The sequence below is a fragment of the Rhodococcus sp. DK176 genome, assembly GCF_038447315.2.
In the GTDB taxonomy this organism is placed as follows: domain Bacteria; phylum Actinomycetota; class Actinomycetes; order Mycobacteriales; family Mycobacteriaceae; genus Rhodococcus_F; species Rhodococcus_F jostii_A.
Map to the genome: position 1 here is coordinate 4973747 of NZ_CP118321.2, position 20787 is coordinate 4994533.

Genomic DNA, 20787 nt, shown 5'->3' on the forward strand with positions numbered 1-20787 from the left:
CGGACCGGCCGGTCGGGGGCTGCCGACGTCACGGTCCGCGCATGGTTGCCGCGGCACCGATCACCGCCTGGCCGAGGGAGAGTCCTCCGTCGTTGGGAGGCACCCGGTGGTGGGTGAGGACTCGATAACCGCTGCTCTCCCAGTGTGCTCTCACCAGTGCGAGGAATAAACGGTTTTGAAAGACTCCTCCGGTGAGTCCGATCGTCGACGCGCCGGTCACGGTGGCGGCCCGGTCGACGAGGTCGGCGGTGGCGGCGGCGAGGGCATGGTGGAAGCCCAGTGCGAGGGCCGCGGGCGGGGTCCCGTCGCGGAGTCCGGCGACCAGTCCGGACAGCAGAAGAGGCAGCCTGAGCTGGTCGTTCTGCACTTCCATGACCAGGGGAGCCGGGTGCGGGGCAGTCCGGGCGAGGGCCTCGAGTTCGATCGCCGCCTGCGCCTCGTAGGTGACCCGGTGCCGGACCCCGAGCAGCGACGCGACGCCGTCGAACAGGCGGCCCGCGCTCGTCGTCCTGACGCAACCGAGACCCGACTGAAGTTGCGACTCCACGGCCGCGCGTTCCGTGGTGGGGATCGCCTCCACGCACGGCAACCCGTCGACGTCGGTGATCCCGCACTCGTGCAGCAGAGCCAGAGCCACCCGCACCGGATTCCGGACCGCGGCGTCACCGCCCGGCAACGAGAAGGGCTGGATGTGTCCCACCCTCCTCGTGTCGAGGACGTTCGGGCCGACGACGAGGAGCTCGCCGCCCCACACGGTGGTGTCGCAGCCGTACCCGGTCCCGTCGAACGCGACACCGAGCACCGTCGTCCCGACCAGTCCGTGTTCGGCCATCAGCGACGCGACGTGCGCGTGGTGGTGCTGCACGGTGAGCAGGGGGACGCCGGTCCTGTCGCTGTAGCGCCGGGCCCAGTGGTGCGTCGAATATCCGGGGTGCCGGTCGGCGACCACGGCCTCCGGGGTGATCCCGTGCAGATGCGTCAACTGCCGCACCGACGTCTCGAAGGCGCGCTGACTCTCCAGGCTGCCCATGTCGCCGAGGTGCGCCGAGCAGAACGCGTAGTCCTGCCGGGTCAGGCAGAAGGTGTTCTTGATCTCCGCGCCCACCGCGAGGATCTCCGGGCCGTGCGCGGGGAGCACGACCGGCAGCGGTGCGAACCCGCGCGAGCGGCGGATCGGCAGCACCGCCCCGGCCTCGACCGCGAGCACGGAATCCTCACAGGGCACCGCGATGCGGCGGTCGTGCATCAGGAACACGTCGGCGATGTCCGCCAATCGAGTGCGGGCGTCGTCGTTGTCGAAACAGAGGGGTTCGCCGCTCAGATTGCCGGACGTCATCACCAGCACCCGCGGTGGGTCGACGCCGGCGCCGGGGGTCCGGGTGAACAGGAGGTGGTGCAGCGGGGTGTAGGGGAGCATCACGCCGAGGTCGTCGATCCCGGGTGCGATGCCGTCGGCAACCGACGCAGTGTTCTTCTTGCGCAGCAACAGGATCGGCCGGGCCGCGTGTCGCAGCAGTGCGCTCTCGGGCTCGGAGATCTCGCACAGCTCGGCGGCGGCGGACGGGTCCGCGGTCATCACCGCGAACGGCTTGTCCGGGCGGTGCTTGCGCGCCCGCAGAGTCTCGACGGCGACGGGGTTCGCGGCATCGCAGACGAGGTGGAATCCGCCGAGGCCCTTGACCACCACGATCCGGCCGTCCCGCAACGCCCCCTGCACCGCGGTGAGGACGGCGTCGTCCCCGTCGATCCGGTGCCCGTCGACCTCGGCGAACAGGTGCGGACCGCAGTCGGGGCAGCACACCGGCTGGGCGTGGAACCGTCGATCCGCGGGGTCGCGGTACTCGGCGAGGCATTTCGCGCACAGCGGGAACTCGGCCATCGTGGTGTTGGGCCGGTCGTAGGGGAGGTCGGTGATCACCGTGAACCGGGGCCCGCAATTGGTGCAGTTGACGAACGGGTGGCGATACCGCCGATCGTGCGGATCGGCCAGTTCGCGAAGACAATCCGCACAGGTCGCCACGTCCGGCGACACCAGCGTCCGCGCACCGGGGACGTGCCTGCTGTCGATGATCCGGAACGACTCGTCGCCGCGCACCGGCACGGGCTGGGCGACCGCGTCGACGATCACGGCCATCGGCGGCGCGTCCGTGCGCAGCCGGCGCACGAACTCGGACACCGACGCGGACTTGCCCTCGATCTCGATGAACACGCTGACGTCGTCGTTGCCGCAGTGGCCGTGCAGTCCCAGGTCGTCGGCCAGTCGCGCGACGAACGGGCGGAAGCCGACCCCCTGCACGACCCCGTGGACCGTGATGCGCGATCGTTCGACCGTCATCCTCGGATGATTCCCCCGTCGAGGTGCGGGGCGCAAGAGTCCTCCCGTGGACGTCCGGCGGCACAGACGCACTCTTTCTCGGTTCGCGCACCCGAAATTGCGCCCGAAAACGTGTGCGGGAGCCGAAAAGGAGTGCGGCTGCCGGTCTACTCGCCGTCGACGGAGCGCGCGCCGGTGACGGCGTCGATCAACCCGTAGTCGCGCGCCTCGTCTGCGGTGAGGATCCGGTGGTCCCGCATGTCACCGCTCACCGCGTCGACGGGGCGCCCGCAGGAGTCGGCGATCCGCTGCTGCAGCCGCCGCAGCTGCTGCTCGTGGTGTTCGGCGGCGATGGCGACGTCCGACGCCGGACCGGTGCAGGAGGTCTGCGGTTCACGGAGGTGGAACGTGGCGTGCGACGCCGCCGTCCGGCGGTCGGCGGGCGCGAGGAGGGCGACCGCCATACCGCGGACGTCGCCGCGGCAGTGGACGTGCAGCGGAACCCCCATCAGGTCGAGGGTGTCGAGGAGCGTGGCGGCCGCGTCGACGTCGGCGTCGACGCCGTGCAGCCACAACTGGACCTCCCCGTCGCCCGAGGCGTCGAGCAACGCGAGCGACGCCGCCGCACGGTTGGTGGCCTCGGAGTCGAGTCGGCCGGTCAGCGACACGATCCGTTTGTCGAACAGGCGCTCGGCCAGCCAGTCGGGACCGGGAGCGGGAGCGGGCACGGACGTGACGGGCATCGGCGCGGGTGGTTGCCGGGGGTCCGGCTGCCAGGGCGTGTGAAACGGCGGGACCGGTGGTGGGGTGGGTGGTGGCCAGATCATGATGATGACTCCCGATGCGCTGAGATCGTCCAGTCGACCGTCCGGCCCACGGCCTCCGCATACCGTTCGAGCGTCGACAGGCGGGGGTCGACGTCGCCGCGTTCGAGCCGTGCCACGGCCGATTGCGACGTGCCCATGTGCGCGGCGATCTCCGTCTGCGTCAGGCCGTGCTCGCGGCGGGTGGTGACGAGCTCGTCCAGCAGCGCTCGACGCCGATCGGACAGGTGCTCCAGTCCGGGAAAAGACGTGCGTCGAGGGGTGGTCGACATACCATCGATGGTATCTCGAAAACGGTATATACGGAGGGGTGCTCATGGCGAAGATTCGTGCCGCCGTCATCGGCGGCGGCATCATCGGTCTGGCGGTCGCCCGGGAACTTCTGCACCGCATGGACGCCGTCGAGGTGACGCTGTTCGAAAAGGAGACCCGGGTCGCGGCCCACCAGACCGGACACAACAGCGGCGTCGTCCACGCCGGCCTGTACTACCTGCCGGGCAGCCTCAAAGCGCGCCTGTGCCGACGTGGTGTCACCCTCCTGCAGCAGTACGCGGAGAACAAGGGCGTGGCCTACGAGGAATGCGGCAAAGTGGTGGTCGCCCACGACTCGTCCGAAGTGGCGCGGATGGACGCCATCTTCGACAGAGCGGTGGCCAACGGGGTCCCCGGCATCCGCAAGGTCGCGGGGGAGGAGATCCCCGAGATCGAACCGCACGCGCGGGGAGTCGCCGCCGTGCACTCGCCGCACACCGCGATCATCGACTACGTGGCGGTCGCGGAGGCTCTCGCCGCGGACATCACCGCCGCGGGTGGACGCGTGCTCCTCGGCCGGGAGGTCGTGGGCCTGGACAGCCGGACCGCGGAAACGGTGGTCACCACCGGGCAGGGCAGTGAGGTCTTCGACCTGGTGGTCACGTGCGCCGGACTCCAGTCCGACCGGGTGGCACTGATGTCCGGTGAACCGCGATCGCCTCGCGTGGTGCCCTTCTTCGGCGACTACTTCCTGCTCGAACCCGAGCGGTCCTCGCTCGTGAAGGGGCTGATCTACCCGGTTCCGGACCCGCGGTACCCGTTCCTCGGCGTTCACCTCACCAAGCGGATCGACGGACGAATCATGCTCGGACCGAACGCCTTTCTCTCCTTCGGGCGGGAGGCGTACGACCATCGGGGATGGTCGGCGTCGGACGTGATGTCGGCGGTCGGGTTTCCCGGGTTCTGGCGGTTCGCCGTGCACAACACCGCGGCGGCGGTCCGCGAGGCCCGCACCGTCCTCAGCACGGGCCAGTTCGTGAAGGAGGCGCAGAAGTACGTGCCCGACGTGCGCCGCTCCGACGTCACCCGTGGGCCCCGGGGCATCCGCGCTCAGGCGATGAACGCCGACGGCAGCCTCGAGGACGACTTCGTCATCACCGGGTCGGAACGCGTAATCCACGTCCGGAACGCGCCCTCACCGGGTGCGACGTCGTCCCTCGCCATCGCCGAACACGTCGTGACGGAAGCTCTGGCCCGCGCGACCACGTGACACGCTTCGCCCGATGTCACATCGGTGCAGTCGAAGTAGACCGATGTGACATTGGGCGACCGAAGCGGGGGTCAACGCCGGCGGAGCTGCAGCGTGAAGCCCTCGGGCATGAGGGTGAGGCGCTCGGCGACCTTCAGTCGATAGTCCGGGTCGCCCACGATGTCGTATCGACGCAGGATCGTGCCGAGGACCAGGACCGACTCGTGGAGGGCGAACTGCCTTCCGATGCAGGCGCGTTCGCCGGTCCCGAACGGCTTGTACACGTGCGCGGGGCGGGACCGGATGCGCTCGGGGAGGAAATGGTCGGGGTCGAACGCCTCGGGATCGTCACCCCACACGGGGTCGCGGTGCAGGGCGGGGATGAGGACGAGCACCCAGTCGCCGACCTTCATCGGGTACTTGCCGACGAGGGTGGTGTCGACGGTCGCCTCCCTGCCGTACGCGGGGGCTGTCGGCCACAGCCGCAACGATTCGTCGAGCACCCGGCGCACGTAGCGGAGCTTCGCGATCTGCTCGAATGCGGGCTCTTCGTCGCCCCAGACCGCATCGACCTCCGCCTGCGCCTTCGCGAGGACGTCGGGATGCCGCGACAGGTAGTACAGGGCGAACGACAGTGCACCGGAGGTGGTCTCGTGTCCCGCGACCAGGAACGTCACCACCTGGTGGCGGATGTTCAACTCGTCGATGCGATGGGGGTCGTTCTCCCGGGCGGCCCGCAGCATGAGTTCGAGCAGGTCCTCGGGACCGTCCTCGGCGCTGTCGCGGCGGGCGCGGATCACCTCGTCGACGACCTCGGCCATGTGTTCGAGGTTGGCGATGTTGCGTCGATCCGACCGTCGCATCAGCAGGCGCCCGAGCGCGCTGGACTTCACGAACGTGGTGCGCTGCGAATGGCTCAGCGCACCGACCATCGCCTGCACGAACGGGTGCGGGCGCTCGCGTCCGAACGAGTCGAAGGAATAGCTGAAGCCGGTGCGGCCGATGGTCTCGAGCGTCAGCTTCGTCATGTCGGAGGACACGTCGACGGGGGAGCCGTCCACCCGCTCGTCCCAGTGCTCCGTCAGTTCGCCTGCGACATCCAGCATCGTGCGGTGATACGACCGCATCGCGGATTTCGTGAACGCCGGGGCGAGGAGGTTGTGCGCCTTGCTCCAGTTCGGCTCGTGGTTGTACGCGGTGAACAATCCGTCGCCGCCCACCTCGCGCAACGACGCGACGCCGGGTGCGAGGTGTTTCGCGAACCGGGATTCGTCGGAGAGTTCTGCGACCATGTCGGCACCGGAGGCGAATACGAACCGATTGCCGAGGACGTTGCGCTCGAAGATGGGCCCGAGTTTTCTGCCGATCTCCATCGAATTCTGCAAGGGAGTGCGGATGCTGATCCCGAAGACGTCGCCGACGACGGGAAGCCGCCATCGAGGATGCGGGATGGTCGCATCCGCCGTGGTGTGCAGTGATTCGACGCTCATGTCGACCCCCGTGTCGATGTGGCCTGCGTTACTGAATTGATGTCTAGTACGCAAGGTACCCCTTACTGAACCGGTGTCAAGCAGTACGGTGACTGGCATGACCAGCGCCCGCCGACGACTCGCCCCGGAACAGCGGCGCGCGCAGTTACTCGACATCGGCGCGCGGCTGTTCGCGGACCGCCCCTACGAGGACGTGTGGATCGAGGAGGTAGCCGAACTCGCCGAGGTGTCGCGCGGATTGATGTACCACTACTTCCCGACGAAGCGGGATTTCTTCGCCGCGATCGTCGAACGCGAATCCGAACGACTGCTCGACGTGACGGCCCCCGACTCCGCCCTCCCCGTCGAGGAACAGGTCGCGGCCGGCCTCGACGCGTACTTCGAGCACGTCGCGAGCCACCGGCACGGAGTCCGGGCCATCAACCACGGCGCGCTGTCGGCCGACGCCGACATCCGGGCCATCGTCGAGCGGGAACTCGACGCCCAGCAGCGCCGCATAGTCGACGCGCTCGATCCCCCCGGCGGTGAGCGGGAACTCGTCGGCGTCGCGGTGCGCGGATGGATCGCCTTCGTCCGTGCCGTCTGCATGGACTGGCTCGACCACCCGTCGATCGCCGAGGGCGAGCTACGTGAACTCTGCCTGCGCTCGCTGCGGGGCATGCTGGGTGGGCGGCTCGACTGATCCGAGGGCTGGCACTTAAATAAATCGCTTGATATATTTAAGCCGAAATCCCTTCGGTGATCAAGGAGATCCCGCATGAGTGCACCCACCGTTACGTCGCAGGGCCGAACGAGCCCGGCGAAGACCGAGGCGGAACTGCGTCGTGAACTGGCGGCGGTGTACCGCCTGCTCGCGCATTTCAAGATGACCGACCTCATCTTCACGCACGTCTCGGTCCGGATTCCCGGGCCCGAACATCATTTCCTCATCAACCCGTACGGCCTGCTCTTCGAGGAGATCACCGCCTCCAGCCTGGTGAAGATCGGTCTCGACGGCGAACTCGTCGAACCGTCCGAATATCACGTCAACCCTGCGGGATTCGTGATCCACGGCGCGATTCACGAGGCCCGGCCGGACGCGCAGTGCGTGCTGCACACCCACACGAAGGCCGGGTGTGCGGTGGCCGCGCAGGAGCAGGGACTGCTGCCGCTGAACCAGATCTCGATGGAGTTCTACAACCGGGTCGGCTACCACGACTACGAGGGCATCGCCCTCAACACGGCCGAACGCGTGCGGTTGGTCGAGGATCTCCGCGACCACCCCGCGATGATCCTGCGCAATCACGGACTGCTCACCGTGGGTGAATCCGCCGCCGAGGCGTTTCTGCGAATGTTCTATCTGGAGAAGGCGTGTGACATCCAGATCGCCGCCCAGGCGTCGGGTGAACTGCGCGTTCCGTCGCCCGAGATCGCCGAGCACACCGCGCGGCAGTTCGCCGGCGAGGCCACGGACGACTACGCCGACGATCAGGCTTACGAGATGGCGTGGGCGGCGCTTCTGCGGATGCTGGACCGCACCGCCCCCGACTACAAGGACTGACAGCGGCTTTACAAGGACGGGCGATCACATCCCCGGTGCGGCGACGACGCCCACCGGTGATGCGCCCGTCAGGACCGCCGCGACATTGCGGGCCGACTGCTGCGCCAGGGTGCGCGCGACCTGCGGTGAGTACCACGCGGCGTGCGGGGTGATCACGAGGTTCGGGATCTGCAGGATCGGATCGTCCTGTGCGGGCGGTTCGTTCGGAAGAACATCGACGGCCGCACCGGCGAGGTGTCCACTGCGCAGCGCGGCGCCGAGCGCGTCGTGATCGACGAGCCCGCCGCGGGAGACGTTCACCAGATATCCGCCGCGCTTCATCGCGGCCAGCGCACGCTCGCCGATCAGACCCCGCGTCTCGGAAGTCAGGGGGACGTGCAGGCTCAGCACGTCGGAGCGGCGCAGCAGTTCCTCGAACCCGACCACCTCGATGCCCTCGGCCGCCAGTTCCCCGGCGCGGTCGCCCAGCCCGCGGCCGCTGACGAGGACGGTCATCCCGAGGGCCCGGGCGCGCAGAGCAAAAGCGCCGGCGATCCGGCCGAAACCGTAGAGGCCCAGCACGGTTCCCGCGATCCGCCGCGGCGGCGCGGCGGTGACGTCCCACCCGCCGGCATGCACGGAGCGGTCGAGGGCGTGGGTGGATCGAAGCAGTCCGAGGGTGAGCGTGAGCGCGTGATCCGCGACCTCCTCGGTGCAGTAGTCCACCGCCCGCGTGACCCAGAGGCCGCGTTCGTGGGCCGCCGACACCGGCAGGTGGTCGTACCCGGCGGACGTGGCCGACAGCAGTCGCAGGTCCGGGAGATCCGCCAGGTGACGGGGCCCCAGGCCGGTGTTCTCCGGGCCCACGAGCAGGGCGATGACGCCCGGGCCGGACGGGAACTCGGACTGGTGCACGACGTCCGCGGAAATACCCGCGGCGGCAAGCGAATCGGACAGCGCTTCGGCCGGAATGAAGTCGTCGAGGACGACGACGCGGTCGGTCATCTACCTACTGCTCCCGCTTCTTCGGTGGTCCGTCGCACGGCGGCGTCCACGCAGCGCGCGGCCGCGTCCTCCGCGCTGATCGCCTTCATGACAACGGGATCCAGGATGGCCTGCAATGCAAGACCGTCGGTCAGTGCCACCAGCGCGACGGTGACGGCGGCCGCGTCGAGGTCGGTGGAGACGGTGCCCTCCCGCTGTGCGGCGACGACCGACTCGCGCACGACGCCCCGCCAGCGGGCGAGGAAGGCCGCGATCTCACCGCGCGCCGTTTCCTCGGCCGCACCCTCCGCGTAGAAGAACAGGAACACGCGGGTCATCGCCAGTCGGCGTTCGTCGAGCGGCAGGATGCTGGCGGTGATGTTCCGCAGCTTCTCGATCGGGCCGGCGCCCTCCTCGTCGAGGATCGTGCGGTACCGGTCGCCCTGGATGTCGCCGGCCCGGCGCAGCGCCGCGAGGAGCAGTTCGTGCCGGGATCCGAAGTAGTGGTTCAACACTCCGGTCGACCACCCGCTCTCCTCCGCCACCGCTCGCGTGGTGACGGCGGAGATCCCCTCCCGGGCGATCAACGCGAGAACGGCGTCGGCGAGCGCCCGTCTCCGCTCGTCGTGGTCGACGATCTTCGGCACGATCATTCCTCCCGTTCGTGCGCACTCACTTTCGTGCGCTGATGCCACTCAGGCTATCGGTGCCGGGACCGGAACCGGGTCTTCCTCGTCCTTTCCCGACACTCGCGCGTTCCACACGGACATCACATTCGCCGGGGTGGGTTCGGTGATCAGGCTGGTGGCCACGAACACCACCAGAGCGCTGACGAGTCCGACGTACACCGGTTCGTTCGCCATGACGTCACCGACGACGAACATCGTCGCGATGGTCGCCACGGTACCCACCGCCATGGCCGCCATGGCCGCGGTTCCGGTGGCGCGCTTCCAGACCAGGCCACCGAGGATCGGGACGAGGAGCCCGCCGACCAGGATGTCGTAGGCGATCGTGAGCGCGGAGACGATGTCGTTGATGAGCGCGGCGATCACGATGCTGACGAGGCCGATCACGATCACGTAGAGGCGGTTGCCGCGCACGTCGGCTTCCGGATCGGACGTGTCCAGCTCGGGGCGGGTGCGGCCGAAGATCTGGGCGACCAGCGGAAGGACGTCCTGCCGGGCGACGGTGGCGGTGGCGATCAGTGCGCCGGACGCGGTCGACATCATCGCGGCCACCGCGGCGGCGAGGACGATGCCGCTGAGGCCGACGGGCAGGACGTGGACGGCGACGTCGGCGTACACGTCGTCGGACGACCCGATGTCGGGCATGAGGGCCGACGCGGCCAGGCCGATCAGTGCGCCCGCGACGCCGTACAGCAGGCAGTAGATGCCGGCGGTGACGCCGCCCCACCGTGCGACCTCCGGCGACTTCGCGGTGAACACCCGCTGCCAGATGTCCTGTCCGATGAGGATGCCGAGCGTATAGACGACGAAGAACGTGATGATGGTGCCGGTGCCGATGGTGCCGAGCCCGAGTGCCTGTTCGCCCACGCGCTCCTTGATGCCGGCGTACCCGCCCGCCTTGCTCCACGTGAACGGGAGGAGCAGGACGAAGACGCCGATGGTCTTGATGACGAACTGGACGACGTCGGTGAGCGTGATCGACCACATGCCGCCCATGGCGGAGTAGGCCACGACGATGAGGCCGCCGAGGACCACCGACAGTGTCCGGTCGAAGCCGAACAGCACGTTGAAGATGGTGGCGTAGGCGATCGTGGAGGTGACGGTGAGCATGAGGGTGTAGGCCATCATCACGAGACCGGACGCGCCGGTGGCGTCGATGCCGTACCGGAGTTTCAGCATCCCGGAGACGGTGTAGACCTTCAGGCGCTGGATCCGCGCGGCGAAGAGCAGGCTGAGCAGGAGAACGCCGGCGGCGATCGACACGACCAGCCACATTCCGGAGATGCCGTACGTGTAGCCGAGGCCGACGCCGCCGACGGTGGAGGCGCCGCCGATGACGACCGCCGCCATCGTGCTGGTGTAGAGGAATCCGCCGAGGCGGCGGCCGGCGACGAGGTATTCGCTGGAGTTGCTCGCCCGGCGTTTGCCCCACCAGCCGAACGCGAGCATCGCGCCCAGGTAGATCAGGATGATGGTGATGTCCATGGTGCGTCCTTCACGTGTCCTAGCGGATCGGTGATGACGGGCGCGGTGGTCCCGTCGGTGCCGGTCTCGTCAGACCGTTGCCCTAGACGGTAGGAGAACATTGACGTGAAATAAATCACTTGATACAAATAATCACTTCAGAAAATCGTGAAGTAATGGTGCGAGCCAGCTCACACCCTGTTTTCGACCCCGCCGGAGGAGTGCGATGCGCAGCTCGCTGCCCGATCTGAAGCTCCTCCAGATCTTCGCGGCCGTCGTCCGCCACCAGGGGTTCGCGCCCGCGCAGCAGGAACTCGGACTGTCCGCCTCCGCGATCAGCACCTACATGAGCCAGCTCGAACGGCACCTCGGCATCGTCCTGTGTCACCGCGGCCGGGCCGGATTCGGTCTCACCAGCAAGGGCGAGCTCTACCACAAGGAATGCCTGCGCATCCTCGGCGAACTCGAGGGCTTCGAACGCTACGGCGCCGCGCTGCAGGGGGAGCTCCGGGGAACCCTCACCATCGGCGTTCTCGATTCCACCGTCACCGACGCCACGCTGCCACTCGCCGACGTGATCGGCGTGTTCAGCAAGGACCACCCCGCCGTCTACCTCGACCTGAAGATCCAGACCCCGCACGAATTGCAGGTCGGCGTGCTCGACGACCGGATCGACGTCGCAGTCGGCGCGTTCGCCTCACCGATGAACGGTCTCGTCTCCCAGGCGCTGCACCGGGAGCAGCACTGGCTGTACTGCAGCGACAAGCATCCGCTGTTCGGCAGGAAGCGGGTGCCGCCGGAGGTCATCACGCAACAGCGGATGGTGACCCGCGGCTACTGGTCCGAGCAGGAACTCGCCCGCCAGGGGTTCCCCCAACCGTCGGCGACGGTGGAGAACATGGAGGCGCAGCTCATCCTCGTGCTGTCCGGCGCGTACATCGGATACCTGCCCGAGCACTATGCGGAGTACTGGGTGGACCGGAACCGGCTCCGCCCGATCCTGCCGGCGTCGTTCGGCTATCAAGCACCGTTTTCGCTGATCTACCGGCGGGGCCGGGCCCGCGAACCGATGGTCCTCACGTTCCGCGAGTTCGTCCGGACCAGCATGGGTAGCTGACCGCCGCTCACCGGGTCGGGGAGCCCAGTTCGGCCGACAGCGCACGGCAACGCTCGACGAGAACCTGACCGTGCTGGGCGCAGAGTGCGTCGTCGAGGCGGAACGTCGGCCCGATGATGCTGAGCGCGCCCACGATCCGCCCCACCGCGTCGTAGATCGGGGCCGCCACACCCGTCGACTGGTCCTCGATGGTGTCGTGGGCGATCGCGTATCCCTCGCTCTGCAGGTCGCCCCGCAGCGCGGCGCCGACGGCCGTGCCCTCGAGCGGCACCGTCTGCCCCACCCATCCCATGTGCCGGATCGCGTGGGTGCCCTCGATCTGCGCGAGATACAGGGCTGTGCCCTTCGGGCCGTGGGTCGACAGGTACGTGGATTCGCGGGTTCCCTCCGCGATCGCGACCATCGCGGGCCGGGCCCGGGACAGCAGCTGGTTGTCGCTGATCGCCCGGGCGCCGATCTGGAGAAGTCGCGGCCCGGCCCGGTAGACGTTGTCGTCGCCGCGGACCAGGAATTCGCTCTGCTCCATGCTGCGGATCAGGCGCAGCGCGGTACTCGTGGCGAGGCCGGCGGCTTTCGCGGCGTCGCCGAGCGTCAAGCCACCCTGCTCGGTGATCGCGCCGAGCAGTTCGAAGGTGCGGCTCGCGCTGCGGGTCACATCTCCGGGGGCCATGGGTTCTCTCCTGACGGTCGCGGGTGTCGGCGTGAATCTACCGCGACGCGATCTCGGACAGCAGGGGCTGCCGGTGTTCGTCGAGCAGCGGGCTGCGGCGGACCCCGGGGCGCGCGCTGTCGCCGAACAGGACCGGCTGCCGGACGTAGTCGATCGTTCCCGCGACCGGATGATCGAACGACTCCACGAGTCCCCGGTGCCTGCTCTGCTCGGACGACAACGCCTGTTCCACGTTCCAGATCTCGGAGCTCGCCAGTCCGGCCGCGCCGAGGACCGCGACCACCTCGGCAACCGTCTTGTCCTTCGCCCAGATCTCGATCTCCGCGCGCAGGGCCGGTTCGTGATCGGTGCGGGACGTGTCGTCGGCGAAACGGTTGTCGCCGAGAAGGTCTGCGCGATCCATGGTGCGGGCGAGCTTCTCGAATCCGGACTGGCTGGCGACGGCCAGGACGAACAGGCCGTCCGACGCCCGGTACGTGTCGAACGGGGTGGAGACGGGATGGCGATTGCCCACTCCCACCGGTGCGACCCCCGACGCCTGCAACTGGCTGTGCGCGGTGGGGAGCATGGCCAGCATGCTGTCGAACATGGCGACGTCGAGGTGTTGCCCCACACCCGATTCCCGCGTGCCGACCAGGGCGGAGCTGATGCCCCACGCCGCGAACAGTCCCGCGACGAGGTCGCCGAACGATTCGCCGAGCCGGGTCGGCCCGGATTCGGGGGAACCGGTGATGCTCATGATCCCCGACATCGCCTGCACGACGAGGTCGTAGGCGGCCGAACCCGCGAGCGGCCCGTCCTGCCCGAAACCGGAAATGGACGCGTAGACGAGCCGGGGGTTGCGGGTGTGGACGGTGTCGTAGTCGATGCCGAGGCGGGCGGTCACGCCGGGCCGGAAATTCTCGACGAGAACATCCGCCGTGTCGAGCAGGTCGAACAGCACCTTCCGGTCCGAGTCGTCCTTGAGATTCAGTGCCAGCGAGCGTTTTCCGCGGTTCAGCACGTTGAAATAGATGCTCTCGCCGTCGCGGAACGGGCCCAGGTGCCGCGAGTCCTCGCCGGCAGCGGGCTCGATCTTGACGACGTCGGCGCCGGCGTCTGCGAGCAGCGCCGTGCAATACGGTCCGGCGAGGACGCGGGAGAGATCGACGACGCGGACGCCGTCCAGGGGAGGCAGGGGAGGCATGACAGGCCCTCTCAGAATTCGGTCGAGCGCGGGGACGGCGCGTTGGAGGCGATGGTGAGCAGCTGGATCTGCGAGGTGCCCTCGAAGATCCGGAGGATCCGGCAGTCGCGGTAGAGGCGTTCGATCTCGGATTCGCGCATGAAACCGGCGCCGCCGTGAATCTGCACGGTCTGGTCGACGATCGAGAAGCAGGCCTCCGTGGCCACGTACTTCGACACGGACGCGGCGCGGCGCAGGTCGGCCCCGGCATCCTTCACGTCCGCCGCCCAGTCCGCGGTGACGCGGGAGGCGACGAGCTGCGCGTCGCACGCGCCCAGCAGCAGCTGAATCGCCTGGAATTCGGCGATGGGGTGTCCGAACTGCTTGCGCTCGGCCGCGTAGGAGCGTCCCAGTTCCCAAGCGCGCAGGGCGATTCCGTTGGCCATCGCGGCCACGTCGATGCGGGCGCGGTTGAGGGCGGTGAGCGCGATGTTGCCGCCGCGGCCCTCGGTTCCCACCACGGCGTCGGGGGGAAGCACCACGTCGTCGAGGAAGACGGTGTATGTGGGGGCGGACCGGATGCCCAGCTTGTCCTGGGGCTCCGAGTAACTCACGCCGGGGGTGCCCTGGGGGAGGACGAAGGCGGTGATGCCGCGGAAGCCAGCGGACGGATCGGTCTTGGCGAAGAGGACGACCAGGTCGGCCTCCTTGGCGTTGGAGATGTACGTCTTCGAACCGGACAGGTGCCACCCGTCGTCCTCGCGCCGCGCCGTCGTGCGCATCGAGGCGATGTCGGAGCCGGCGTCCGGTTCGGTGAGGGCGAACCCGGCGAGCAGCTCACCGGACGCGAGCCGGGGCAGCCACCGGCGCTTCTGCTCCTCGGTTCCGCCGACGAGGATCGGCTCGAGCCCCAGGTAGTGCGCGGTGTAGATCGAGGCGAGGGCGGCGTCGGTGCGGGCCACCTCTTCGATCGCGATCAGCTGTGTCTTGGTGGACAGGCCCAGTCCGCCGAACTCCTCGGGCACCGAGATGCCCATCAGGTCCTGTTCGCCCAGTCGCTTCACCAACTCCGCCGGGAACTCCCGCGTCTCGTCACGGAACGCCGCGCCGGGGTGGATCTCACGGTTGGCGAATGCACGCACTGCGCCGCGGAACTCGGCGGCGTCGAGCAGCTGATCGGTCACGGAAACTCCTGTCGGAAGATCGGGATTGCTACCTAGTGAAATGGCAATGCCACTTGGTGGCATATCGACTATGAAGGAGACCCGCGAATTTGTCCAGGGGTGCCGGTGTCCACGGCACGGAAGCGGGTACTCGACCACGGACGCACAGCGCACACTCCGTGCGGCACGGCAGAGGGAGGCTTCATGCGCACGATCACACGAGGGATCGTCACCGCGGGAACGATGATCGGCGCGGTTTTCGCCGGCGCGGGGACGGGCGTGGCGGAACCCGCCGTGCCGTCCGGCACGTATCAGGGAACGACCACCGCGCCGGCGGGTGAGTTGATCTGGAAAGGCAAGACGTTCCAGGGCGGCACGGTCGTCAACAACTTCGCGTTCGGTCTGACCGGTCTCGCGGGCACGACCTCGCAGGACGGGAACGGAAACACCGTCATCGACTACGGCCCATCGGGTCTGGGGTTCCTGACCGACAGGATGTCCCCCAACGCAGACGGGACCTACACCGGGGCCGTGTACGTGGGCGGCAACCAGGTGGGAAGCTTCGGCCTCGCGAGATAGCTGTCCCGGGGCCTGTCACCACAACGAGGCCGCACCGCTCGGGTGCGACCTCGTCACAGTGTCATCTGCGACCTCGTCGCAGTGTCATCGGGGCGTCGGTCAGACGGCCCGGACATTCTGGGCCTGCGGGCCCTTCTGGCCCTGTCCGACCTCGAATTCCACCCGCTGGTTCTCCTCCAGCGACTTGTAGCCGCTGCCCGAGATCTCGGAGTAGTGAACGAACACGTCCGCGCTGCCGTCGTCCGGCGCTATGAATCCGAAGCCCTTCTCGCTGTTGAACCACTTCACAACACCCTGCGCCATACCGTTCACTCCCTGCAGTTGCCGCCCGGGACCTCACATCGAGATCCCGTTCGCGTGGATATCATCCTGTCATCAAGGCGCGCGTGCTTCCAGTGGTACGCCCACGATTCCTGCGAATCCGGGGCGCTGTACCAGGTCTGCGGAAGAAATTTTCCCCCTCGACCGATGATTCTGCCCCTCGGGGGCGGTCCTACCTGCGACCGAGAATCACCATCCCGAACGAGGAGAACCGATGAATTCCACATCGACCGCCACCGCCGACGCCCGGATCCTCGACGTCCCCGGTGCCGGGCTGTACTACGAAGTGCGGGGCACGGGTCCCGTCGTGGTGCTCGTCGGCGCCCCGATGGACGCCGACTCCTTCGCGCCCGCGGCGGATCTGCTCTCGTCCGACTACACCGTGCTCACGACGGACCCGCGGGGCATCCACCGCAGCCCGGTCGACGACCGGGATCGCGATTCGACCCCGGAGATGCGCGCGGACGACCTCGCCCGGCTCCTGATGCACCTCGACGCGGGCCCTGCCGTGGTGTTCGGCTCCAGCGGCGGCGCCGTCAGTGCGCTCGCGCTGGTGCAGGCGCACCCCGAGCTGGTCCACACCGTGATCGCCCACGAGCCGCCGCTGGACGAGTTACTCGACGACCGCGAGCAGCTGCGCGTGAAGACCGACGAGATCATCGACACCCACCTGACCGGGGATGTCGTGGGGGCGTGGAGGAAGTTCCTGGCCCTGGCGAACATCCACCTGCCCGAGGAAGCGTTCCAGCAGATGTTCGCGGGCGAACGGGATGCGCAGACGGAGGCGGACGACTACTTCCAGCACGCGCACATGCTGCGCCCCACCACCCGCTGGTGCCCGGACGTCACCGCCCTGAGCTCGGCGCCCACCCGCGTCGTGGTCGGGATCGGCGAGGAGTCGGGTGGCCAACTCTGCGACCGTACGTCGCGGGCGCTCGCCGCCGGACTGGGCGTCGAGCCCACCATGTTCCCCGGCGACCACATCGGCTTCGCCCACGACCCCGCCGCGTTCGTCACCCGTCTGCGCGCAGTGCTGCGGGAGGTCTGAGCGGACGCTCCCGGGTGACCTCACACCGCGATCGGGATGCGTTTCGTGACGATCCGATGGATCAACCGGGCGGCGGTGCGGGCCGTGCGGTTGTCGATGTCGAACGACGGATTGAGCTCGGCCACATCGCACACCGCGAGTTTTCCGCTGGCGGCGACGGCGTCGCACACGAATTGGATCGTCTCCGCCGGAACGCCGTACGCGGCGGGAGCGCTCACTCCCGGCGCGACCGCGGCGGGAAGGACGTCGAGGTCGATGGTGAGGTAGACGAGATCGACGTCCGACAGGAACTCGCTGACGAAGACGGCCACCCGGTGCCGGTCGGAGACCGAGCAGTCGTCGTCCAGGAGGTAGCGGACGTCGTATCCGCGTGCGGTGTCGAACAGTGCGGTGGTGTTGCTCGGCTGGCTGATGCCGAGCACGGAGTACTGCAGGGCGGTGCCCGACGCATGCTCCTGTTCGAGGATCTGCCGGAACGGTGTGCCCGAACTCGGGACCGGATCGGACCGCAGGTCGAAGTGGGCGTCCAGGTTCAGGATCCCGATCCGCCGCTTGGGTGTGCGGACGGCGGCCTGTGCCAGACCGAGATACGTCCCGTAGGCCACCTCGTGGCCGCCGCCGAGGACCACCGGGAACTGGCCGGCGTCGAGCGTCGCGGCGACCACGGAGCCGAGCGCCATCTGCCCGGCCTCGAGACGATTGTCGGTGACCGCGACGGTGCCGGCGTCGTACACGCGGAGCGGCTCGGCGAGCGCCATCGACGACAGCGCGCCCCGCAGCGCGTCCGGGCCGCGCGCCGCCCCGCGGCGTCCCTTGTTCCGCTCCACGCCCTCGTCGCTCGAGAAACCGATCAGCACGCAGGCGCCGGGCTCGGCGCCGTCGTGAAGAGGCGTCACGGCCTGGTGCCAGCGGAGGTGGTGACTCGACGTGCCGTCCACCCTGCCGACCCAGGGGGGCGGGGGAATCAGCAGGTTCTCCATCATCGCAGGGCCCTCGCTTTCTCGTGACCGGTGTGCGCGGACCAGGCGAGTTCGCCGCCCCGCCACACATCGCTGACCAGGGGGACGCCGGGCCGGTAGGCCAAGTGTAGGTACGACGGCGCGTCCAGCGCGAGGACATCGGCCCGCGCGCCGGGACGCAGGACCCCGACGTCGGCACGTTGCAGCGCGCGGGCACCGCCCGCCGTGGCCGCCCAGATGGCTTCGTCCGGGGTCATGTGCATGTCCCGCACCGCGATCGCGATGCAGAACGGCAGGCTGGTGGTGTAGCTGGTGCCGGGGTTGCAATCCGCACCGAGCGCCACCGTGACACCCGCGTCGAGCAGGGCCCGGGCGTCCGGGTACTTGTTGCGGGTCGAGAAATCCGCGCCGGGCAGGAGAGTGGCCACCGTCGAACTCTGCGCCAGCGCATCGATGTCGGCCCGCGTGGTGTAGCAGACGTGGTCGACGGACGCGGCCCCCAGTTCGACGGCGAGCTGGACCCCGGGGCCCTCGCGGAGCTGATTGCCGTGGACGCGGGGGATCAGGCCCTTCGCCATCCCGGCGGTGAGAACGGCGTGTGCCTGATCGCGGTCGAACGCGCCGGTCTCGCAGAACACGTCGATCCATTTCGCCTGCGGTGCACAGGCGTCGATCATCTCAGAGCACACCATGGCGACGTAGTCATCGGCCCGCCCCGCGTATTCCGGCGGCGGAACGTGAGCGGCGAGCAGCGTCACCTCGTCGGTGAGGGACGCTGCGATCCTCGTGCTGCGCAGTTCGTGCGCGACCGTCTGCCCGTACCCGGTCTTGCACTCCACGGTGGTGCTGCCCGACCGCAGGGACTCGTCCAGCAGTCGCCGCGTGTTCGCCTGCAGTTGTTCGTCGGTCGCGTTCCGTGTCGCCTCGATCGTGTTGCGGATGCCACCCGCCGCGTACGGCTGTCCCGCCATCCGCGCCGCGAATTCCTCCGCCCGTTCCCCGCCGAACACGAGATGCGAGTGGCTCTCCACGAAGCCCGGCAGCACCGCCCGGCCGTCGAGATCGTGCCCGACGTCCCCGGCCGGCGCCGAGTCGGCGCTGCCGACCCAGGCCACCACGCCGCCGTCGAAGACGACGGCGGCGTCGCGGATCAGCCCGAGCGGACCTTCCCCCACTGTCGGGTCGTTGGTCACCAGGGTGCCGATGCCGGTCAGCACTGTGGAGCGGGAGGTGTTCGCTGTCACTGCTGTTCCTTCCAGTGGTTCGAAAATACGGTCGCTCGGGCCTGCGATCATCCTTCGGACATCGGCACGCGCACGCCACGCTCCTTGGCGACGTCGATCGCGTGGTCGTATCCGGCGTCGACGTGCCGGATGACGCCCATGCCGGGATCGTTGGTCAGAACCCGCTCCAGCTTCTCGGCGGCCAGGTCGGTGCCGTCCGCGATGCACACCTGACCGGCGTGGATGGACCGTCCCATGCCGACGCCGCCGCCCTGGTGGATGGACACCCACGACGCCCCCGACGCGGTGTTGACGAGTGCGTTGAGCAACGGCCAGTCGGCGATCGCGTCGGAGCCGTCGAGCATCGACTCGGTCTCGCGGTACGGGGAGGCGACGGATCCGGAATCGAGGTGATCGCGGCCGATGGCGACGGGCGCGGACAGCTCGCCGGAGGCCACCATCTCGTTGAACTTCAGGCCGGCCTTGTGCCGTTCGCCGTAGCCGAGCCAGCAGATCCGGGCCGGCAGACCCTCGAACGCCACCTTCTCGCCCGCCATCGTGATCCAGCGCTTCAGGTGCTCGTTCTCGGGGAACAGTTCGAGGATCGCCTTGTCGGTGGCGGCGATGTCCTTCGGGTCACCCGACAGCGCGGCCCAGCGGAACGGGCCGAGGCCCTCCTCGAACAGCGGACGGATGTAGGCGGGCACGAATCCGGGGAAGTCGAACGCGCGGTAGTAGCCGGCCTTGCGGGCCTCGTCACGGATGGAGTTGCCGTAGTCGAACACCTCGGCGCCCTTGTCGAGGAAGCCGACCATCGCGGCGACGTGCCGTGCCATCGATGCGCGGGAGTCCTCGGTGAACTTCACCGGGTCCTTGTCGGCCATCGCCTTCATGTCGGCGAAATCGATCCCGAGCGGCAGGTACGACAGCGGGTCGTGTGCCGACGTCTGGTCGGTGACGATGTCGATGGGGGCGTTCATGGCGAGCAGTTCGGGGAAGATCTCCGCGGCGTTGCCTTCGAGGCCGATCGACAGCGGGCGCTTCGCGTCGCGGGCCTCGATCGCGAGACGCAGGGCGTCGTGGATGTCGGTGGCCTTGGTGTCGAGGTACTTGTGCGCGATCCGGCGGTCGATGCGGGTGACGTCGCAGTCGACGCAGATCGCGACGCCGTCGTTCATCGTCACGGCGAGGGGCTGGGCGCCGCCCATGCCGCCGAGTCCGGCCGTCAGCGTGATGGTGCCTGCGAGCGAGCCGCCGAAGCGCTTGCGGGCGACCGCGCCGAACGTCTCGTACGTGCCCTGCAGGATGCCCTGCGTGCCGATGTAGATCCACGACCCGGCCGTCATCTGCCCGTACATGATCAGGCCGAGGGCGTCGAGCTTGCGGAACTCCTCCCAGTTGGCCCAGTCGCCCACCAGGTTCGAGTTCGCGAGGAGGACGCGGGGCGCCCACTCGCTGGTGCGGAACACGCCGACCGGCTTCCCGGACTGCACCAGCATCGTCTCGTCCGACTTCAGGGTCTTCAACGTCCGGACCATCGCGTCGAACGCCTCCCAGCTGCGCGCGGCCTTGCCGGTGCCGCCGTAGACGACGAGGGAGTCGGGATGCTCGGCGACCTCGGGGTCGAGGTTGTTCATCAGCATGCGCAGGGCGCCTTCTTGCTGCCAGCCGAGTGTCGTCAGTTCGGTGCCGCGGGGCGCCGACACGTGGCGGGGTCCGGAAACCGGAGGCGTCGTGGTGGTCATGTCGTGTACTCCTTG

At 68.6% G+C, this 20787-nt stretch carries 20 protein-coding genes; 6 read left to right on the forward strand and 14 right to left on the reverse strand.

The window, feature by feature from the left end; genetic code table 11:
• Positions 1-28: 28 nt before the first annotated feature.
• From hypF to PSR88_RS23565, 3 genes are all read right to left on the reverse strand, one after another.
• On the reverse strand, positions 29-2335 hold the full coding sequence (gene hypF, locus PSR88_RS23555; protein ID WP_016884042.1) for a carbamoyltransferase HypF: 2307 nt from the start codon (positions 2333-2335) through the stop codon (positions 29-31).
• 146 nt (positions 2336-2481) lie between these two features.
• Positions 2482-3057, reverse strand: a complete 576-nt coding sequence (locus PSR88_RS23560) for an ATP-dependent Clp protease proteolytic subunit (protein WP_029539616.1) — start codon at positions 3055-3057, stop codon at positions 2482-2484.
• 80 nt (positions 3058-3137) lie between these two features.
• Positions 3138-3410 (reverse strand): helix-turn-helix domain-containing protein, encoded by a 273-nt coding sequence (locus PSR88_RS23565; protein ID WP_009477697.1) that lies wholly within the window; start codon positions 3408-3410, stop codon positions 3138-3140.
• A 44-nt stretch (positions 3411-3454) separates the two neighbouring features.
• On the opposite strand from PSR88_RS23565, the gene lhgO reads away from it, so the two are divergent.
• Entirely contained in the window at positions 3455-4660 is a 1206-nt protein-coding gene (gene lhgO, locus PSR88_RS23570; RefSeq protein WP_011596985.1) for an L-2-hydroxyglutarate oxidase, read from the forward strand.
• 71 nt (positions 4661-4731) lie between these two features.
• On the opposite strand, the gene PSR88_RS23575 is transcribed toward lhgO, so the two are convergent.
• Positions 4732-6129, reverse strand: a complete 1398-nt coding sequence (locus tag PSR88_RS23575) for a cytochrome P450 (RefSeq protein ID WP_029539615.1) — start codon at positions 6127-6129, stop codon at positions 4732-4734.
• 97 nt (positions 6130-6226) lie between these two features.
• On the opposite strand from PSR88_RS23575, the gene PSR88_RS23580 reads away from it, so the two are divergent.
• Together PSR88_RS23580 and PSR88_RS23585 are read left to right on the forward strand one after the other, a co-directional pair.
• Positions 6227-6811 carry a TetR/AcrR family transcriptional regulator gene (locus PSR88_RS23580; RefSeq protein ID WP_016884040.1) on the forward strand — a complete coding sequence of 195 codons (585 nt, stop codon included), beginning with the start codon at positions 6227-6229 and terminating at the stop codon, positions 6809-6811.
• 75 nt (positions 6812-6886) lie between these two features.
• The gene (locus tag PSR88_RS23585) at positions 6887-7669 is read left to right on the forward strand and encodes a class II aldolase/adducin family protein (protein ID WP_011596987.1); all 783 of its coding nucleotides are present in this window, start codon (positions 6887-6889) and stop codon (positions 7667-7669) included.
• Positions 7670-7693: 24 nt separating this feature from the next.
• Here PSR88_RS23585 and PSR88_RS23590 read toward each other — a convergent pair whose 3' ends face one another.
• From PSR88_RS23590 to PSR88_RS23600, 3 genes are read right to left on the reverse strand one after another with little or no spacing between them, the layout of a single operon-like run.
• Positions 7694-8653: a C-terminal binding protein gene (locus tag PSR88_RS23590; RefSeq protein ID WP_011596988.1), complete on the reverse strand. Its 960-nt coding sequence runs from the start codon at positions 8651-8653 to the stop codon at positions 7694-7696.
• On the reverse strand, positions 8650-9285 hold the full coding sequence (locus PSR88_RS23595) for a TetR/AcrR family transcriptional regulator (protein WP_016884039.1): 636 nt from the start codon (positions 9283-9285) through the stop codon (positions 8650-8652). The genes PSR88_RS23590 and PSR88_RS23595 overlap by 4 nt, the downstream gene beginning before the upstream one ends.
• A gap of 42 nt (positions 9286-9327) precedes the next feature.
• A complete protein-coding gene (locus PSR88_RS23600; protein ID WP_011596990.1) occupies positions 9328-10803 on the reverse strand; it encodes a sodium:solute symporter in 1476 nt (491 codons plus the stop codon).
• 205 nt (positions 10804-11008) lie between these two features.
• Here PSR88_RS23600 and PSR88_RS23605 point away from each other — a divergent pair, with 205 nt between their 5' ends.
• On the forward strand, positions 11009-11899 hold the full coding sequence (locus tag PSR88_RS23605) for a LysR family transcriptional regulator (RefSeq protein ID WP_009477705.1): 891 nt from the start codon (positions 11009-11011) through the stop codon (positions 11897-11899).
• A 7-nt stretch (positions 11900-11906) separates the two neighbouring features.
• Here PSR88_RS23605 and PSR88_RS23610 read toward each other — a convergent pair whose 3' ends face one another.
• The 3 genes from PSR88_RS23610 to PSR88_RS23620 are packed head-to-tail and all read right to left on the reverse strand — an operon-like array spanning position 11907 to position 14918.
• Positions 11907-12569, reverse strand: coding sequence for an IclR family transcriptional regulator (locus tag PSR88_RS23610; protein ID WP_009477706.1), 663 nt, complete (start codon positions 12567-12569; stop codon positions 11907-11909).
• Between the two features lie 37 nt (positions 12570-12606).
• Complete coding sequence (locus PSR88_RS23615) at positions 12607-13755, reverse strand: CaiB/BaiF CoA transferase family protein (protein ID WP_016884038.1); 1149 nt, start codon at positions 13753-13755, stop codon at positions 12607-12609.
• A gap of 11 nt (positions 13756-13766) precedes the next feature.
• The gene (locus tag PSR88_RS23620; RefSeq protein ID WP_016884037.1) at positions 13767-14918 is read right to left on the reverse strand and encodes an acyl-CoA dehydrogenase family protein; all 1152 of its coding nucleotides are present in this window, start codon (positions 14916-14918) and stop codon (positions 13767-13769) included.
• Between the two features lie 183 nt (positions 14919-15101).
• Between PSR88_RS23620 and PSR88_RS23625 the strand changes: the two genes are divergently transcribed.
• Complete coding sequence (locus PSR88_RS23625; protein WP_029539613.1) at positions 15102-15476, forward strand: hypothetical protein; 375 nt, start codon at positions 15102-15104, stop codon at positions 15474-15476.
• Between the two features lie 99 nt (positions 15477-15575).
• Here PSR88_RS23625 and PSR88_RS23630 read toward each other — a convergent pair whose 3' ends face one another.
• Positions 15576-15779 (reverse strand): cold-shock protein, encoded by a 204-nt coding sequence (locus PSR88_RS23630; RefSeq protein WP_005244612.1) that lies wholly within the window; start codon positions 15777-15779, stop codon positions 15576-15578.
• Positions 15780-16011: 232 nt separating this feature from the next.
• Here PSR88_RS23630 and PSR88_RS23635 point away from each other — a divergent pair, with 232 nt between their 5' ends.
• Positions 16012-16845 carry an alpha/beta fold hydrolase gene (locus PSR88_RS23635; RefSeq protein ID WP_016884033.1) on the forward strand — a complete coding sequence of 278 codons (834 nt, stop codon included), beginning with the start codon at positions 16012-16014 and terminating at the stop codon, positions 16843-16845.
• Positions 16846-16865: 20 nt separating this feature from the next.
• On the opposite strand, the gene hutG is transcribed toward PSR88_RS23635, so the two are convergent.
• The 3 genes from hutG to hutU are packed head-to-tail and all read right to left on the reverse strand — an operon-like array spanning position 16866 to position 20772.
• A complete protein-coding gene (hutG, locus tag PSR88_RS23640) occupies positions 16866-17828 on the reverse strand; it encodes a formimidoylglutamase (protein WP_009477711.1) in 963 nt (320 codons plus the stop codon).
• Positions 17825-19048, reverse strand: a complete 1224-nt coding sequence (gene hutI, locus PSR88_RS23645) for an imidazolonepropionase (RefSeq protein WP_029539612.1) — start codon at positions 19046-19048, stop codon at positions 17825-17827. Before hutI ends, hutG begins: the two co-directional genes overlap by 4 nt.
• Positions 19049-19095: 47 nt before the next feature.
• Positions 19096-20772, reverse strand: coding sequence for a urocanate hydratase (gene hutU / locus PSR88_RS23650; protein WP_009477713.1), 1677 nt, complete (start codon positions 20770-20772; stop codon positions 19096-19098).
• Positions 20773-20787 lie beyond the last annotated feature (15 nt).

Excerpts from the sequence above, each read along its gene's own strand:
- hutU (WP_009477713.1), bottom strand. The coding sequence starts at position 20,772 with ATGACCACCACGACGCCTCCGGTTTCCGGACCCCGCCACGTGTCGGCG.
- PSR88_RS23575 (WP_029539615.1), bottom strand. The coding sequence starts at position 6,129 with ATGAGCGTCGAATCACTGCACACCACGGCGGATGCGACCATCCCGCAT.
- PSR88_RS23610 (WP_009477706.1), bottom strand. The coding sequence starts at position 12,569 with ATGGCCCCCGGAGATGTGACCCGCAGCGCGAGCCGCACCTTCGAACTG.
- PSR88_RS23625 (WP_029539613.1), top strand. The coding sequence starts at position 15,102 with ATGCGCACGATCACACGAGGGATCGTCACCGCGGGAACGATGATCGGC.
- PSR88_RS23635 (WP_016884033.1), top strand. The coding sequence starts at position 16,012 with ATGAATTCCACATCGACCGCCACCGCCGACGCCCGGATCCTCGACGTC.
- PSR88_RS23585 (WP_011596987.1), top strand. The coding sequence starts at position 6,887 with ATGAGTGCACCCACCGTTACGTCGCAGGGCCGAACGAGCCCGGCGAAG.
- lhgO (WP_011596985.1), top strand. The coding sequence starts at position 3,455 with ATGGCGAAGATTCGTGCCGCCGTCATCGGCGGCGGCATCATCGGTCTG.
- PSR88_RS23595 (WP_016884039.1), bottom strand. The coding sequence starts at position 9,285 with ATGATCGTGCCGAAGATCGTCGACCACGACGAGCGGAGACGGGCGCTC.
- PSR88_RS23560 (WP_029539616.1), bottom strand. The coding sequence starts at position 3,057 with ATGCCCGTCACGTCCGTGCCCGCTCCCGCTCCCGGTCCCGACTGGCTG.
- PSR88_RS23615 (WP_016884038.1), bottom strand. The coding sequence starts at position 13,755 with ATGCCTCCCCTGCCTCCCCTGGACGGCGTCCGCGTCGTCGATCTCTCC.
- hypF (WP_016884042.1), bottom strand. The coding sequence starts at position 2,335 with ATGACGGTCGAACGATCGCGCATCACGGTCCACGGGGTCGTGCAGGGG.
- PSR88_RS23580 (WP_016884040.1), top strand. The coding sequence starts at position 6,227 with ATGACCAGCGCCCGCCGACGACTCGCCCCGGAACAGCGGCGCGCGCAG.
- hutG (WP_009477711.1), bottom strand. The coding sequence starts at position 17,828 with ATGATGGAGAACCTGCTGATTCCCCCGCCCCCCTGGGTCGGCAGGGTG.
- PSR88_RS23565 (WP_009477697.1), bottom strand. The coding sequence starts at position 3,410 with ATGTCGACCACCCCTCGACGCACGTCTTTTCCCGGACTGGAGCACCTG.
- PSR88_RS23590 (WP_011596988.1), bottom strand. The coding sequence starts at position 8,653 with ATGACCGACCGCGTCGTCGTCCTCGACGACTTCATTCCGGCCGAAGCG.
- PSR88_RS23600 (WP_011596990.1), bottom strand. The coding sequence starts at position 10,803 with ATGGACATCACCATCATCCTGATCTACCTGGGCGCGATGCTCGCGTTC.
- PSR88_RS23605 (WP_009477705.1), top strand. The coding sequence starts at position 11,009 with ATGCGCAGCTCGCTGCCCGATCTGAAGCTCCTCCAGATCTTCGCGGCC.
- PSR88_RS23630 (WP_005244612.1), bottom strand. The coding sequence starts at position 15,779 with ATGGCGCAGGGTGTTGTGAAGTGGTTCAACAGCGAGAAGGGCTTCGGA.